This is a genomic window from Microbacterium sp. NPDC055988, assembly GCF_042269505.1.
Lineage (GTDB): Bacteria > Actinomycetota > Actinomycetes > Actinomycetales > Microbacteriaceae > Microbacterium.
This window is the reverse complement of sequence record NZ_JBHJXY010000001.1, coordinates 1,475,271-1,489,449: the sequence shown is the minus strand read 5'-3', so window position 1 is coordinate 1,489,449 and position 14,179 is coordinate 1,475,271. Positions and strand designations below refer to the sequence as shown.

Here is a 14,179-nt window from a genome sequence, read left to right as displayed (position 1 = left end):
CCGATTCCCGGTGACCGGATGCCATCCACAGCGACGTACCCCCCGAAACGTCGCTGTGCACCTCCCGCCCGCGGGCCGCACCGCTTTGCCCAGGATGCGCCGGCGAGGGAGGCGAGTCTGCGGTCAGGCGACCGCGTGCATGGCCGGGAGCGCGGACCCCAGCGGCGCGAAGTCGACGTCGGTGAGGTCCAGCCCGCCGGCCGTGCTCGCCGCGGCCATCATCTTGACCAGCATCGGCCGCTGGAGCTCGACCTCCTCATCGAGCGTGAAGCGCACCGGAATCGACGCGTGCATCCACAGCGTCTCGGTCGCGCGACCCGCCGTGCGCAGCGTGAGCGGAAACGACTCGCCGCGGCGCAGCTTGGTGACGGTGACGAGCCTCAGATGCGCGAGCACCCGGTCGTCCACCTCCACGATCTGCGATTCACTGGCATAGCTGAGCTGACCCATGGCACCCCCTCGAGAAATAGCTTCGAGAAGTAGATTACTAGTTTAACTAGCTAAATGCTAGTCGAGGGTTTTGAGACCTCGCTCCGGGAGGTGACGCGTCCGAGGCCGGCGCTAGTTCGGAGAGGAGTCGGCGAGGTCGGAGACTTCCTCCGTGAGGCGCCGGAGGAACCGGGAGATCGCGGCGAGCTGCTCCGCCGCGAACTCGCTCTCGATGTCGGCGACCCGACGGGAGATCTCGTCCGCGGGGGAATGCAGGTCACGCAGGGACGGGCGGAGGATCTTCGAGCGCGCGTCGTCCGGGTGCACGGAGACGACGACGTGCCCACGCGCAGTGAGCCGGCGGATCATCGCGGTGACCGCCGCGGTGCTCACGCCCAGATGCTGGGCGAGATCGCCGGGCGTGACCGGTCGGTCGGCAGGCGCATCCGCGATGAAGCCCATGGCGGCTCGATCGGTCTCGTTGGGCTGGCGCTCCGCCGCGAGACGGCGTCCGAGCCGGGCATCCACGCGGCGCAGCGCTTCGACTTCGCGCGCGAGTTGCGGCGTCGCGATCTCCAGCTTCGTCCCCATCACATCCTCGCCTTCCCCCGGCGGCCCATGTTACCTCGATCGCCTGATAATCGGATCATCTAGCAAAATCAGGCGATCATCAGGGGCTTCCGACGATGAGAAGATGGAATCACGACGAGAAGGGACGTCATGGTCGAGCCCATAGACCTCACAGACGAGCGGTACATCGGCTTCGCCGAGCTGCTCGACCACCTCCACGCGCAGTTCCCCGGCGTCTCCCGGGACCGCATCGCGCGCATCATCGAGGCAGAGAACGACGCCATCACCGGCGGGTTCCTCCTCGTCGTCCCCGCCGAGGTGGCGACGGGCGCGATCGAGATGCTCGAACTCAGCACGGCGCGCGCCCTCGACGACGGAGAGGGGGTGGCGTGATGGCCGAGCCTCAGGACCATGCCCGCTCCGGATATTGGTACCCCGACGGCGAGAGCGCGAGCACCATCGACGTGCTGAACCTCCTGCGCCGCTACCGTGCCGCCGAGACCGCGATGCGCGAGCGCACCCGCATCTCGATGGGCATGAACGAGACCGACCTCCTGGCCCTGCGATTCCTCCTGCGGGAGCAGCGCGCCGGCCGGATCGTGCGAGCGATCGATCTCGCCCGGACCCTCAGCATCTCGACCGCGTCGACCACCACCCTCATCGACCGGCTCGAGAAGGGCGGCCATGTCCGCCGCGAGGCGCACCCCACCGATCGGCGGGCCGGAGTCGTCGTTCCGACCGTGAGCAGCGATGAAGAGGTCCGGGCCACGCTCGGCGCGATGCACCACCGCATGCTGGCTCTCGTCGATGAGCTCTCCGACCAGGAGCGAGCCGTCGTCACGCGGTTCCTCGCCGGGATGACCGCCGCCATCGAAGAGGCCTCCGACCTCGACGAGGAGCTGCGCGACGTGATCCGCGACCAGGCGGGGCCCGAGGCGGAGTGAGGCCTACAGGCCTTCCGCGATCTCCTTGATCGCGGCGAGGCGGCGGTCCCACTCGCGTCCGATCACGTCGAGCTTCGCCGCGGTGGCGGAGAGCTCGGCGCCGACGACGCGGAAGCGCACCTCGCGGCCGACGCGCACGGGCTCGACCAGACCGACCTCCTGCAGCACGGCCAGGTGCTTCGCGATGGCCTGCCGAGACACCGGAAGGCGCCCGGCGAGGGCGGATGCCGAGGCGTCCCCCTCGCCGAGAGCCGTCAGGATGCTCCAGCGCGTCTCGTCCGCGAGCGCCGCGAACATGGGCAGCAGGGTCTCTGTGGTCACGCTTCGCCTTCCACCAGGGCCACCATCTTGTCGAGCTCCAGGTCCCAGCCCGTGCGGTGCGACTCGAGGTTGGCGCGCGGGTCGGACGTGCGCTCGAAGCCGCTCTCGACGACCGTGAGCCGCGTGCCGCCGTCGGCCTCTTCGAGCGTGAAGGTGAAGACGGTCGAGGTCGCCTCGTCGATCGCATCCGGGAGCTTCCCGAGGGCATCGTCGTTGTTCCAGCGGTAGGTGATTCGCCGCGGCTCGTCGTGTTCCTCGACACGCAGGGGGATCACGTCGTAGTCGGGGAACGTCATCGTGCCGGTCGCGCCCACACCGGTGCCGTCGAGCACAGTGCGCCCGAACCAGCGGGAGACGTGCTCGGGCTCGGCGACCGCCCGCCACACCTTCTCGATGGGCGCCGCGATCTGGATGCTGCGCCGCACGGAGAAGGTCTCCTCGTCGACGACGGATGCCTCGTTGTGGGTCATGTTCACCATGATGGGTCCTTTCGGGATTTCGTGCTGGCCGGTCGGCCAACTGCAACTCCAGAGTTGCACACTGGGCGCCGTGTCGCAACCCCCGAGTTGCAGATATGTGCATCCGTCCCGGCACCGGTCCCGGCATCCGTCCGGCATCCGCCCCGGCAACGGCCCCGGCATCCGGTCCACTTGTCGGGAGATTTCACATCCGCAGGACGAAACGCCGCAGATCCGTCCTGCATCCGTGCATCCGTCCGACATCCGTACAGCGCGACAGACGGATGCAGCGCGACGGGCGGATGCCGGGGGCAGACGGATGTCGGGACGGGACGGATGCCGGGACGGGCCAAGCCGGGACGGGACGGATGCCGGGGGCTAGTCCCGCGGGCGGCGCTTCTCCAGGAACCCGGCGAGCAGCACGGCGACGAGGGCGGCGACCGGGGCGACGAGCAGCCCGGCGCGCAGGCTCTGGGTCTCGGCGATGTACCCGACGAACGGCGGCGAGAGCAGGAACCCGAGGCGCAGCAGCCACGACACGACCGTGAGCCCGACGCCCGCCCGCAGCCCCGGCAACTCGTCGGCGGCATGCATCGCCGCGGGGATGAGGGTCGCGATGCCGAAGCCGACCGCGGCGAACCCGAGGATCGTACCCGGAACGGTCGGGAAGGCGAGCGCGAGCGTCATGCCCACCGCCGCGATGATGCCGCCCACCCGTGCGACCCAGCGCTGCCCGAACCGGTCGGTGAGCGGGTCGCCGAGCATCCGGCCGATGAACTGCGCGCCGACCAGGGCGATGAAGCCGAGCGGGGCGATCGCCGCGGCAGCCCCCAGCGAGTCGGCGAGGTACAGGGTCGCCCAGGAGTTGCCCGCATCTTCGGCGACGGCTCCGGCCATCGCGATGAGGGTGAGCGCGATGATCGCGATCACGGTGCGCGGGGTCACGTGACGACGCAGCGCCCCCGTCACCTCAGTCGGCTCGGCGACGGCATCCGGCTCGGACTCGTCGTCGCGGCCAGGGAGGCAGAACCGCAGGGCCACGAGGGCGACGGTCGCGAACACGGCGGTCGAGATGCCGAGGTGCACACCCGGCGGCAGCTGCAGCGCGATCGCGACGGCGGCCATCGCTCCGCCGATCACGGCGCCGATCGACCAGATGGCATGGAAGCCGTTGATGATCGACCGCCCGTAGCGCCGCTGCACGCGGAGGCCGTGCGCGTTCTGTGCGACATCCGTGATGGCGTCGGATGCTCCGCCGAGGAACAGCGCCACGGCGAACAGCACGCCCGAGGGCGCGAGCGCGGCCGACAGCAGTCCGATGCTCGTGAGCACGGTGCCGATCACCGCGACGCGCGCCGAGCCGAACCGACGGATGAGCACGGCGGCGAGAAGCCCCGCGGCGATCGCGCCCGCGGGGAAGGCGGCGATCGCGAAGCCGTAGCCGAGGTTGTCGAGCCCGAGCCCGGCCTTGATCTCCGGGTAGCGCGGCAGGATGTTCGCGAACAGCGCCCCGTTGGTCAGGAACAGGGCGGAGACGGCGATGCGCGCGCGCCGGGACGCCCGGTCCGGAGCCGGTCGTCGAATCGATTCGATTGAAGCCATGTCTACGATCGTAACGGCACGGCGCGCACTCCATATCCGCACCCGCTCATCGCCACAACCCCGTACCCGCCACCCGCTCCCGGTCGTACTCTCGACCCATGGCTCAACTCACCCAACCCACCGGCCGCGAAGAGGCGCTGCGCGCCTTCCCCCGCGACGACGGATCGGCGCCGCGCGCGCTCGTGCTGGGCGCGACCGGATATGTCGGCGGGCGACTGACCCCGCGGCTGCTGAACGCCGGCTACCGGGTGCGGGTACTGGCGCGCGACGCCGCCCGCGCGGCGTCGTTCCCCTGGGGTCCCGACTGCGAGATCGTCGAGGGCTCGGCCGACGATGCGGATGCCGTGGCCGCAGCCATGGACGACGTCGACGTCGTGTACTACCTGATCCACTCGATGACCGCCGGCAAGGGCTTCGAGGAGAGCGACGAGCGCGCGGCGACGACGGTGGCCGAGGCCGCGGCCCGTGCGGGTGCGCGGCGCATCGTGTACCTCGGCGGGCTGCATCCGGATGACGCGAAACTCTCTCCGCATCTGCGCTCCCGCGTGCACGTGGGCGAGATCTTCCTGCGCTCCGGCGTGCCGACGCTCGTGCTGCAGGCGGGTGTCGTGATCGGATCGGGGTCGGCCTCGTTCGAGATGATCCGGCACCTCACCGATGTGCTGCCGTACATGCCGGCGCCGAAGTGGGTGCGCAACCGCATCCAGCCGATCGCCGTGCGTGACGTGCTGCACTATCTGCTCGGCGCGGCCCGGGTCGACGCCGACGTGAACCGCGCGGTCGACATCGGCGGACCCGACGTGCTGCGCTACGGGCAGATGATGAACGGCTACGCGGTCGAGGCCGGTCTCCCCCAGCGGGCCATCGCCGCGCTGCCGGTGCTCACGCCGGGGCTCGCCTCGCACTGGGTGAACCTCGTGACGCCCGTGCCGCGCTCGATCGCTCGGCCACTCGTCGCTTCGCTGCAGAACGAGTGCATCATGAAGGACCACGCGGTCGACGAGCTGATCCCGCAGCCGGAGGGCGGCCTGACGCCGTATCGGCGAGCCGTCGACCTGGCGCTGGGCCGGGTCGATGCCGACGCGATCGAGACGAGCTGGCAGGATTCCGAGGTCTCGGGCGCTCCCAGCGATCCGCTGCCGAGCGACCCGGACTGGGCGGGTCGCACCGTCTTCACCGATGCCCGCACGCTCGTCACCTCGGCATCCGTCGACCGGCTGTGGCCGGTGATCCTGGGCATCGGCGGCACGAACGGGTGGTACTCGTCACGGTTCCTGTGGGCGGTGCGCGGGCTGATGGACCGCGTGGTCGGCGGGGTGGGACTGCGACGGGGCCGCCGCAGTCAGACCGTCGCCCGCGTGGGCGACGCGATCGACTTCTGGCGCGTCGAAGCGGTCGAAGAGCCGGGAGCTGCGACCGAGTCGTCGCCGGCGAGCGGTGGACTGCTGCGTCTCCGCGCCGAGATGAAGGTGCCCGGTGAGGCCTGGCTCGAACTTCGCGCACTCCCCGAAGCCGCGGGCGCGCGCTACGAGCAGCGGGCGATCTTCTTCCCGCGCGGGCTCACCGGACGCCTGTACTGGCTCGCGGTGCTGCCCTTCCACGGACTGATCTTCGCCAGCATGGCATCGCGCATCACCCGCACGGCCGAGAACTCCTAGCACCCCCGGGCGTGTTGGGCGGGTTGGGCGTGTTGGGCGGGTTGGGCGGGCGGGATCAGGCGATCCCGCCGATTCAGGCCGATTCCCGATGAATCCGCCTGTTCTCGCAGGATCGCCTGATCTCGCGCGCGCCTCGCGAGCGGATCAGTCCGCGCGGGGCCGCTCCTGCGCATCCGCCGCCGAATCCGCCGCCGACTCTGCAGCCGAATCCGCCGCGTCGTCCAGCGCCGCGTCGTCCAGCGCCGCGTCGACCACGGCACCCACCTCGGCCGGCGGGATGATGTCGATCGCCTCGGTGGCTGCCTCGTAGACCTCGGCGAGACTGTCGTCGACGGTCGACTCGTCGATCCAGGCAAGGTCGTCCTCGGAGTGGTCGTACTCGACGGGCACGAGCGCGAAGTCGTCGCCGTATTCCTCCAGCCCCGACATGACGCTGTGACGCACGGCGGCGCGGGCGTAGCGGTCGCGCAGGATCAGCGGATCCCGCCGCAGATCCTTCATGAACGCGATCATCATGAACCCCATGATGATCGCGAACGGCAGCGCGGCGATGATCGTCACGTTCTGCAGGGACTTGAGGCCGCTCCCCTCCTCGCCGGTGACGAGCAGCACGGCCGCGATCACACCGACCAGCACGCCCCAGACGACCGCGACCCAGCGTGCGGGTTCCGGGCGGCCCTGCTGCGAGAGCGTGCCCATCACGAGGGAGGCGGAATCCGCGCCGGTGACGAAGAAGATCGCGATCAGCAGGATGAGCACGATGCTCGTGATCAGCGGGAACGGCAGGTTCTCGAGCACGCCGAACAGCACTTCCTCCGGCGGGTCGACGGCGAGGTTCGCACCGTCCATCTGCTGCTGGATCGCCGTGGTGCCGAAGATCGCGAACCAGATGAGCGAGATGACCGAGGGCACGACGATGACCACGGACACGAACTGGCGGAGGCTCCGGCCGCGCGAGATCTTCGCGATGAACATGCCGACGAACGGCGACCACGAGATCCACCACGCCCAGTAGAAGATCGTCCAGCTCGACAGGAACGTCTGCGCCGCCTCGCCCTGCGACGCCGAGCGGCCGATCATCTGCGGCAGGTCCCCGATGAACTGCACCGCGACCGAGGGGATCACGTTGAGGATGAGCAGCGTCGGTCCGACGAAGAACACGAAGAACGCCAGCAGCAGGGCGACGACGGCGTTGATGTTCGACAGCGCCCGGATGCCCTTCGAGACGCCCGAGACCGCCGAGGCGATGAAGCACGCGGTGAGCACGGCGATGACCGCGATGAGGATGCCGTTGCCGAGCGGACCGGCGCCGCTGACGATCTCGACGCCGTGCCCGATCTGCAGGGCGCCGAGGCCCAGGGATGCCGCCGTTCCGAACAGGGTGACGATGATCGAGAAGATGTCGATCGTGCGGCCGAGGGGTCCGGTCGTGCGGCCCTCACCCAGCAGCGGGGCGAAGATCGAGGAGATGAGCGGGGTGCGTCCGCGGCGGTAGGCGCCGTAGGCGATGGCACCGCCGACGAGTGCGTAGAACGCCCACGCCTGGGGGCCCCAGTGGTACAGCACCTGCGTCTGCGCCGTGTGCATCGCGTCGAGGGTGTTCGCCTCGACGGTTCCCGGCGGTGGGTTCTCGAAGAAGGTCAGCGGCTCGGCCGCACCCCAGAACACCAGGCCGATGCCCATGCCGGCGGCGAAGAGCATCGAGATCCACGAGAACATCGAGTACTCGGGCTCTTCGTCGTCGCGGCCGAGAGGGATGCGCCCGTAGCGGCTGAAACCGACGAACAGCATGAACACCAGGATGACCGTGGCGATGGTCGTGAAGAAGAATCCGAAGTACTCCACCACCCAGCCGAGCACGGCCGTGGTGGTGCCGGAGAGGTTGTCGCCGGCGAAGACACCCCAGGCGATGAAGGCCACGGTGAGGGCGACCGCGACGCCGAACACGAGCGGGTCGGTGCGGTAGGTGCGGCCGGTCTCCTCGACTGAGACGCCGGGCACGAGGGCCGGGTGCACGCTGCGCGGCGGGACGGCGGCGATGTCGCGGACGATCTTCTTGGCGGCCTCGGTGGCTTTGGCCGGGAGGCGGTTCACGCCCGTGCCGACGGCATCCGTACGCGGGCGCTGGGGGGTGCTTCCTGCGGAGCGTGCGGGCGGCTTCTCGTCAGGGGTCTCCATGGCACACCATCCTGTCACGCGCGATACCCGCCCGTGGTGCGAGAACCCAGGCCAACGGAGCGATCCGCGGCGCGTCGGGGCTCGACGCGCCGCGCGGATGCCGGATGGTCCGGGTTTCCCGGGCGTGCCGGATCGACCGCGGCCGAGGTCAGCGCGGGCCGCGGCGACCGACGCCGGCGAACACGGAGTGCAGCAGCGGCAGAGCCGAGACGCAGATCAGGGTAATGCCCAGCGGAGGCAGCGAGGGGACGAGCAGCGCCCCGCCGACGAGCATCGCCGCGAACAGCACCCCCGAGGCGATGCGGCGCGCGATGCCCTCGAGACGGTCGAGGCGCCGCTCCAGACGCGAGGTGTCGAACGACACGTTGCCGTCGTCGATGCGGGTGATGATCCGGTCGATGCGTCCGGGCAGCTGCCAGGTGGTGCTCATCGTGTCCATCGCCTGCGTCGCGAAGGCCTGCACGATGTTGCCGCTCTCGTCGCGCAGCAGGCGTCCGGCGTAGGGTTCCGCGGCATCCCACACGTTGAACGCCGGATCGAGTCCGCTGCACATGCCCGACGTCAGCGAGACCGCGCGGATGAGCAGGAGCATGTTCTCGGGCAGCTGCAGCGGGAGCGAGCGCACCATGTCACCGAACTCCTCGGCGAAGTCGCGGAACTCCCGCGGATCGACCTTGCTCAGCTCTGCGAATCCCATGCCGCCGAAGCGGGCGAACAGCGCGGTCAGGGCTCGTTCGAGCTCATTGGTGTCGGCCGAAGGGAGCAGCACACCGATCTCCTGCGCGGCGGCGACGAGTCCGCGGCTGTCGCGCCCGGCGACCGCGATGAGGAGGGTGCGCAGCCCATCGCGGAGGCTGTCCGGCACCTCGGCCATCATCCCGAAGTCGATGAACGTGAGCTGGAATCCCCCGGGCACCGAGGCGACGGGCGTCACGAAGATGTTGCCGGGGTGCGGGTCGGCGTGCACGAAGCTGTGCGTGAACACCTGGTCGAACATGACCTCGGCGAATACGGCGGCCACCTCGGACGGGTCGATGCCGGCGGCACGCAGCGCATCCGTGTCGTTGATCTTGATCGCGGTGACGTCGGAGAGGGTGAGCACGCGGCGAGTCGACCGCTCCCACACGATCTCCGGAGCGGCCACGCGCGGGTCATCGGCGAAGTTCTCGCGGAACCGCTCGGCGCTCGCGGCCTCGTGCAGGTAGTCGATCTCCTCGAGGCTGGTCGCGGCGAACTCCTCGACGAGCGCGGGGGCGTCGACACGATCGGCGACGATGCGCACACGGGTCAGCCAGCGCGCGACCCGACGGAGTGCGGCGAGGTCGACCGCGACGATCCCGTCGATGCCCGGACGCTGCACCTTGACCACGACCTGGTCGAGGCCGGTGTCGGCGGCGTCGAGCTCGGAGAGCCGGGCCCGATGCACCTGGCCGAGGGATGCCGCCGCGACCGGGGTGTCGTCGAACCACGCGTACGCGCGCTCGAGCGGGATGCCGAGTTCGGCTTCGGCGAGCGCGCGGATGGCCGCGGTCGGCACGGCCGGAACCTCGTCCTGCAGACCCTCGAGCTCTTTCGTGATCTCGGGCGGCAGCACGTCGAGGCGCGACGACATGAACTGCCCGACCTTGATCATGAGGCCGCCGAGCTCCACCGCGAGCGCATGGAAGCGACGCGCGAACGTCTGCATCCGCTGCCCTCGTGTGCGCTCGCAGATCCGGCTCATGCCGAAACGCGGGAGGACGAGCTCGAACCACCAGATCTTCAGGAACTCGCGGCCCGCGAACGACACGATGCGGCGGTACCTGGCGCGGTGCGCGCCCTGTGCCGCGGCATCCGTCATCGCGTGGTCCTCTCGCAGGCCCTCACCCGATGCCGCACTGTGCGGTCAGTCCTGCGCGAGGATCGAGTACAGCCTACGGCGGGCTTCGTCGAGGATCTCGATGGTCTGCTGCACCTGCTCGGGCGAACCACTGCGACCGACCTGCGCTGCCGCGGCGGCGAGGTCGACGCCCGCCTTGGGCAGGGCGCTGAAGCGGGCGTTGTCGCGGTTGCCGTCCTTGCCCGACGACTCCCAGGGAGCCGGGGTCTCGGAGCTCTCGTCGGCGACCGCACGGCCGGCCTCGGTGAGCGAGTAGGTCTTGCGGCCGTTCTGCTCCTCGGCTTCGATGAGTCCTTCATCGGCGAGCAGCTGCAGCGTCGGGTATACGGAACCAGCGCTGGGCTTCCAGGTGCCGCCGCTGCGCTCGGCGATCTCGTTGATGATCTGGTAGCCGTGCATCGGCTTCTCGGCGAGCAGGGAGAGCACGGCCGTGCGCACATCGCCGCGGGCCATGCGCGAGCCGCCGGACGGGCGGGGCTCGAACGACTTGCGGAGCTGGTCCATCGCTTCGAAGATCGCGGATGCCGGACCGCCGGGGCCCGTGCCGAAGCCGCCGCCGCCGAAGAGGCCGCCGGGGCCGCCGTTGTTCCCGGAGCCGCTGTTGCCGCCGAACGGGTTGGAGGGGAATGCGTTGTTCATGATGACCTCCTGCTGGGTTGAACGATACTCAACGATATGTCGTTCAGGCTGAAGGTGGGGTGTGAGTTTCAGGACGGAAGCGCGTCCTCCGCTCGGGCGGCGCCGATCAGCGCAGCTCCCGTGAGTGCGGCATCGATCCCGAGCTTCGCCGGCACCACGCGTGCCCGCGAAGGCCCCGGCATCGCGGCCGCGCGATGGGCGCGCGCCACCTCGGACAGATAGCTCCCGCCGATCTCGGCGACCCCTCCGCCGACGACGATCACCTCCACGTCGAGAGCAGCGCTCGCGCTCGCGAGGGCGCGGCCGAGGTAGCGGGCGCCGTCGCGGATCACCCGTTCGGCCACCCCGTCTCCGTCCAGAGCCGCCGCGTGCACCTCGCGGAGGGAGAGGCGCACCCCGGTCTCCTCGAAGAAGGTCTGCTCCAGGCCCGGTCCGGAGGCGACTGCCTCGACATGGCCGAAGCCACCGCACGGGCACCGGCGCTCTGCGAGGTGCGGGGGCAGCGCGATCTCCATGTGCCCGACCGAGCCCGCCGTTCCGGTGAACCCGCGGCGCAATCCGTCCGGCAGCACCACCGCCCCGCCGATGCCGGTGCCGACCGCGACCATCAGCATCGTGTCCGCCCCGCGTCCTGCGCCCTCCTCGGCCTCAGCGACTGCCGCTGCGTGCACGTCGTTGACAACCTCCACCGGCACCCCGAGAGCATCCGCGAGGGCACGCCGCAGCCGGAACCCGACCCAGCCGCTGATGGCGTCCGTGGCCGAGGTGATCACTCCATCCGGCCCGACGACCCCTGCCGTCCCGACGCCGACCGCGTCGAGCGTTGCAGCGCCGCACACCTCGACCACGGCATCCACCACCGCCTGCACGATGACGGGACCACCCGCTCGAGACGGTGTGGCGATCGTGCGCACCCCGGTCGCCCGGACGAGCCGGTCGGCGTCGCGCTCGAAGCCGGCGACCGCGATCTTCGTGCCGCCGATGTCGACGCCCACGATCATGCGGGGCTCCGAACCGCGGGGGTCACCTCGACGAAGCGTCGTGTGATCGCGATCGGATCCGTGATCGCCCCGCCGACCACCACGGCGAGCGCACCGGCATCGAAGGCCTGACGGACCTGCTCGGGCGTCTGATACCGCCCCTCGGCGATGGTCGGGATGCCGGCGGCGACGAGATCCGCGACCAGCTGCAGGTCCGGCCCCTCCCTGCGCACCGAGTGCGGCGTGTATCCCGAGAGGGTGGTGCCGATCACAGCCGCTCCGGCCTCCCGGGCGCGCAGCCCCTCGTCGAGGGTGGAGACGTCGGCCATCACCGGACGCCCGGTCGCATCCGCGATGTCGCGCAGCAGATCGAATCTCTCCCCCAGCTGCTCGACCGTGGCATCCACCGCGATGATGTCCGCCCCCGCACCCGCGAGCCCGAGCGCCAGCGCGACGTCGGGGGTGATCACGTTGCGCACGCCGTTGAAGACCTTGTGCAGTCCGATGATGGGCGCGCTCGTCGACGAACGCATGCGCCGGATGTCGTCCGGGCCGTTGAGCCGCAGACCGCTCGCCCCGCCGAGCAGCGCCGACTCGGCGAGCGCCGCGATCACCTCCGTGTCGCGCACGGGGCTTCCCGATTGCGCCTGCACCGAGGCGATCAGGCGTCCGGTGATGAATTCGAGAGGGTCATGCGTCATTTGAGAGCTCCTGCGCTGGCGCCGCCGATGAAGAACTTCTGACCGATCAGGAAGATCACCACGGCCGGAAGGGTGAACATGACGCAGGCGGCCATCAGCGGCCCCCAGGCCACGTCGTTCTCCCCGAAGAAGGCGTACAGGCCGATCGAAAGCGTATAGGTGGACTCGTCGTTCAGATAGATGAGGGGGTTGAGGAAGTCGGTCCACGCCCACACGAACTGGAAGATCGCGGCGGTCACGATAGCCGGCCGTGCCAACGGCAGCACGATCGTCGCGTAGGTGCGGAACTCGGAGGCTCCGTCCAGACGCGCGGCCTCGATCAGCTCGTCCGGCACCGCGAGCAGGAACTGCCGGATCATGAAGATGAAGAACGGCGTGCCGAGGAACGCGGGGACGATCAGCGGCAGATACGTGTTGGTCGCCTCGAGCCCGTTCCACACGAGGAACAGGGGAATGAGGGTGACCTGCGGCGGGAGCATCATGGTGGCCAGCACCAGGATGAGCAGCGGGCGGGAACCGCGCCAGCGCACCTTGGCCAGCGCGTAGGCCACGAGCGGGCACGAGATGACCGTGCCGAGGATGCTCATGCCCGACACGAACAGGGTGTTCCCGAGGTAGCGCCACACCGGGATCTGCTCGAACGCCTCGGCGAAGTTGTCCATCGTCCAGTCGGTCGGCAGCAGCGACGGCGGCGAGGAGAACACGTCGCCCGGGGTCTTGAACGCGGTCGACAGCATCACCAGCAGCGGGAAGAGGAACAGCAGCGCGAGAAGCGCGACCGAGACCTGCTGCCGGACTCGGCGCATCGTGCGGCGCACCCGCCGCGGACGCTTGCGGACGGCGATGTCAGCGTGTGCCATCGTGCACCCACTTCCTCGAGGTCGCGAGCACGATCAGGCTCACGACCAGCGTGATGATGAACAGGGTCCAGGCCATGGCCGACGCGTACCCCATCTTCAGGAACACGAACGCGTTCTGATACAGGTACATCGCGTACGACAGCATCGACTGCCCGGGGCCGGAACCGGCCTGATTCAGCCGTTCCTGCGACAGGATGTACGGCTGCGTGAAGATCTGCAGGAAGCCGATGATGCTCACGATCACCTGGAACAGGGTGACCGGCGAGACGGTCGGCCAGGTGACGCTGGTGAAGCGGCGCCACATACCCGCGCCATCCAGTTCGGCGGCCTCGTAGAGCTCCTTCGGCACCTCCTGAAGGGCGGCGAGGTAGATGATCATGGTGCCGCCGACGGTCCACAGCGACATCAGGATGATGGCGGGCTTGGTCCACTCGGGCTCCTGCAACCAGGCCGGCCCCTCGATGCCGAACCAGGACAGGAAGTAGTTCACGAAGCCGTACTGGGCGTTGAGCAGCCAGCGCCACAGGTAGCCGCCGACGACGACGGGGACGATCGAGGGCAGGTAGACGAGCGCCCGATAGAGCGGCTGACCTCGCACCGGGGTGTTCAGCAGGTGCGCACCCGCGAGGGCGATGCCGATCGCGAGCGGAACGCCGAAGACCGTGAGGACGGCGGTGTTCGCGAGCGACTTCCAGAAGACGCCGTCGTTGAACATCTGCACGTAGTTGGACAGCCCCACCCACTCCGGTGACTGGAACAGGTTGAAGTCGGTGAAGCTGTAATACGCCGACGCAGCGATCGGGTAGGCGAAGAGGAACAGGAAGCCGACGATGAACGGCGACGCGAATGCGAGGCCGATCAGGGTCGACCGACGGGTGCGGCGCCGCCGCGGGGCGCGACCGCCGGGCCCGACAGGAGCGTTCTCCTGCCGGACCCGGCGCGCTGTTGCAGTGGTCACGG

The 14,179-nt window shown here is 69.6% G+C and carries 15 protein-coding genes; 3 read left to right on the top strand and 12 right to left on the bottom strand.

The window, feature by feature from the left end:
* Nucleotides 1-123: 123 nt before the first annotated feature.
* On the bottom strand, nucleotides 124-450 hold the full coding sequence (locus ACFC14_RS07295) for a hypothetical protein (RefSeq protein WP_376102360.1): 327 nt from the start codon (nucleotides 448-450) through the stop codon (nucleotides 124-126).
* 111 nt (nucleotides 451-561) lie between these two features.
* Nucleotides 562-1,020, bottom strand: a complete 459-nt coding sequence (locus ACFC14_RS07290) for a MarR family winged helix-turn-helix transcriptional regulator (RefSeq protein WP_376102357.1) — start codon at nucleotides 1,018-1,020, stop codon at nucleotides 562-564.
* A 129-nt stretch (nucleotides 1,021-1,149) separates the two neighbouring features.
* Between ACFC14_RS07290 and ACFC14_RS07285 the strand changes: the two genes are divergently transcribed.
* Both ACFC14_RS07285 and ACFC14_RS07280 read left to right on the top strand, forming a co-directional pair.
* The gene (locus tag ACFC14_RS07285; RefSeq protein ID WP_376102355.1) at nucleotides 1,150-1,392 is read left to right on the top strand and encodes a hypothetical protein; all 243 of its coding nucleotides are present in this window, start codon (nucleotides 1,150-1,152) and stop codon (nucleotides 1,390-1,392) included.
* Complete coding sequence (locus tag ACFC14_RS07280) at nucleotides 1,392-1,943, top strand: MarR family winged helix-turn-helix transcriptional regulator (RefSeq protein WP_376102352.1); 552 nt, start codon at nucleotides 1,392-1,394, stop codon at nucleotides 1,941-1,943. The genes ACFC14_RS07285 and ACFC14_RS07280 overlap by 1 nt, the downstream gene beginning before the upstream one ends.
* 3 nt (nucleotides 1,944-1,946) lie before the next feature.
* Here the strand turns inward: ACFC14_RS07280 and ACFC14_RS07275 are convergent, their stop codons facing one another.
* From ACFC14_RS07275 to ACFC14_RS07265, 3 genes are all read right to left on the bottom strand, one after another.
* Complete coding sequence (locus ACFC14_RS07275; RefSeq protein ID WP_308737263.1) at nucleotides 1,947-2,264, bottom strand: metalloregulator ArsR/SmtB family transcription factor; 318 nt, start codon at nucleotides 2,262-2,264, stop codon at nucleotides 1,947-1,949.
* Entirely contained in the window at nucleotides 2,261-2,743 is a 483-nt protein-coding gene (locus ACFC14_RS07270) for an SRPBCC domain-containing protein (protein ID WP_376102348.1), read from the bottom strand. The genes ACFC14_RS07275 and ACFC14_RS07270 overlap by 4 nt, the downstream gene beginning before the upstream one ends.
* 357 nt (nucleotides 2,744-3,100) lie before the next feature.
* Nucleotides 3,101-4,324 carry an MFS transporter gene (locus ACFC14_RS07265; protein WP_376102345.1) on the bottom strand — a complete coding sequence of 408 codons (1,224 nt, stop codon included), beginning with the start codon at nucleotides 4,322-4,324 and terminating at the stop codon, nucleotides 3,101-3,103.
* 98 nt (nucleotides 4,325-4,422) lie between these two features.
* Between ACFC14_RS07265 and ACFC14_RS07260 the strand changes: the two genes are divergently transcribed.
* On the top strand, nucleotides 4,423-5,982 hold the full coding sequence (locus ACFC14_RS07260) for an SDR family oxidoreductase (RefSeq protein WP_376102342.1): 1,560 nt from the start codon (nucleotides 4,423-4,425) through the stop codon (nucleotides 5,980-5,982).
* A 144-nt stretch (nucleotides 5,983-6,126) separates the two neighbouring features.
* On the opposite strand, the gene ACFC14_RS07255 is transcribed toward ACFC14_RS07260, so the two are convergent.
* The 7 genes from ACFC14_RS07255 to ACFC14_RS07225 form a co-directional block, all read right to left on the bottom strand.
* On the bottom strand, nucleotides 6,127-8,160 hold the full coding sequence (locus tag ACFC14_RS07255) for a BCCT family transporter (protein WP_376102339.1): 2,034 nt from the start codon (nucleotides 8,158-8,160) through the stop codon (nucleotides 6,127-6,129).
* A 148-nt stretch (nucleotides 8,161-8,308) separates the two neighbouring features.
* Nucleotides 8,309-10,000 carry an ABC1 kinase family protein gene (locus tag ACFC14_RS07250; RefSeq protein WP_376102336.1) on the bottom strand — a complete coding sequence of 564 codons (1,692 nt, stop codon included), beginning with the start codon at nucleotides 9,998-10,000 and terminating at the stop codon, nucleotides 8,309-8,311.
* Between the two features lie 45 nt (nucleotides 10,001-10,045).
* Complete coding sequence (locus ACFC14_RS07245; protein WP_376102333.1) at nucleotides 10,046-10,678, bottom strand: PadR family transcriptional regulator; 633 nt, start codon at nucleotides 10,676-10,678, stop codon at nucleotides 10,046-10,048.
* Nucleotides 10,679-10,746: 68 nt separating this feature from the next.
* Nucleotides 10,747-11,679, bottom strand: a complete 933-nt coding sequence (locus tag ACFC14_RS07240; protein WP_376102330.1) for an ROK family protein — start codon at nucleotides 11,677-11,679, stop codon at nucleotides 10,747-10,749.
* Nucleotides 11,676-12,359 (bottom strand): N-acetylmannosamine-6-phosphate 2-epimerase, encoded by a 684-nt coding sequence (locus tag ACFC14_RS07235; protein ID WP_376102327.1) that lies wholly within the window; start codon nucleotides 12,357-12,359, stop codon nucleotides 11,676-11,678. The genes ACFC14_RS07240 and ACFC14_RS07235 overlap by 4 nt, the downstream gene beginning before the upstream one ends.
* Nucleotides 12,356-13,219 (bottom strand): carbohydrate ABC transporter permease, encoded by an 864-nt coding sequence (locus tag ACFC14_RS07230; RefSeq protein ID WP_376102324.1) that lies wholly within the window; start codon nucleotides 13,217-13,219, stop codon nucleotides 12,356-12,358. The genes ACFC14_RS07235 and ACFC14_RS07230 overlap by 4 nt, the downstream gene beginning before the upstream one ends.
* Entirely contained in the window at nucleotides 13,206-14,177 is a 972-nt protein-coding gene (locus ACFC14_RS07225; protein WP_376102321.1) for a carbohydrate ABC transporter permease, read from the bottom strand. The genes ACFC14_RS07230 and ACFC14_RS07225 overlap by 14 nt, the downstream gene beginning before the upstream one ends.
* Between the last annotated feature and the right edge of the window lie 2 nt (nucleotides 14,178-14,179).

Coding starts and splice junctions, on each gene's coding strand:
- ACFC14_RS07295 (WP_376102360.1), bottom strand. CDS start 450: ATGGGTCAGCTCAGCTATGCCAGTGAATCGCAGATCGTGGAGGTGGAC.
- ACFC14_RS07290 (WP_376102357.1), bottom strand. CDS start 1,020: ATGGGGACGAAGCTGGAGATCGCGACGCCGCAACTCGCGCGCGAAGTC.
- ACFC14_RS07285 (WP_376102355.1), top strand. CDS start 1,150: ATGGTCGAGCCCATAGACCTCACAGACGAGCGGTACATCGGCTTCGCC.
- ACFC14_RS07280 (WP_376102352.1), top strand. CDS start 1,392: ATGGCCGAGCCTCAGGACCATGCCCGCTCCGGATATTGGTACCCCGAC.
- ACFC14_RS07270 (WP_376102348.1), bottom strand. CDS start 2,743: ATGGTGAACATGACCCACAACGAGGCATCCGTCGTCGACGAGGAGACC.
- ACFC14_RS07265 (WP_376102345.1), bottom strand. CDS start 4,324: ATGGCTTCAATCGAATCGATTCGACGACCGGCTCCGGACCGGGCGTCC.
- ACFC14_RS07260 (WP_376102342.1), top strand. CDS start 4,423: ATGGCTCAACTCACCCAACCCACCGGCCGCGAAGAGGCGCTGCGCGCC.
- ACFC14_RS07255 (WP_376102339.1), bottom strand. CDS start 8,160: ATGGAGACCCCTGACGAGAAGCCGCCCGCACGCTCCGCAGGAAGCACC.
- ACFC14_RS07250 (WP_376102336.1), bottom strand. CDS start 10,000: ATGACGGATGCCGCGGCACAGGGCGCGCACCGCGCCAGGTACCGCCGC.
- ACFC14_RS07245 (WP_376102333.1), bottom strand. CDS start 10,678: ATGAACAACGCATTCCCCTCCAACCCGTTCGGCGGCAACAGCGGCTCC.
- ACFC14_RS07240 (WP_376102330.1), bottom strand. CDS start 11,679: ATGATCGTGGGCGTCGACATCGGCGGCACGAAGATCGCGGTCGCCGGC.
- ACFC14_RS07235 (WP_376102327.1), bottom strand. CDS start 12,359: ATGACGCATGACCCTCTCGAATTCATCACCGGACGCCTGATCGCCTCG.
- ACFC14_RS07230 (WP_376102324.1), bottom strand. CDS start 13,219: ATGGCACACGCTGACATCGCCGTCCGCAAGCGTCCGCGGCGGGTGCGC.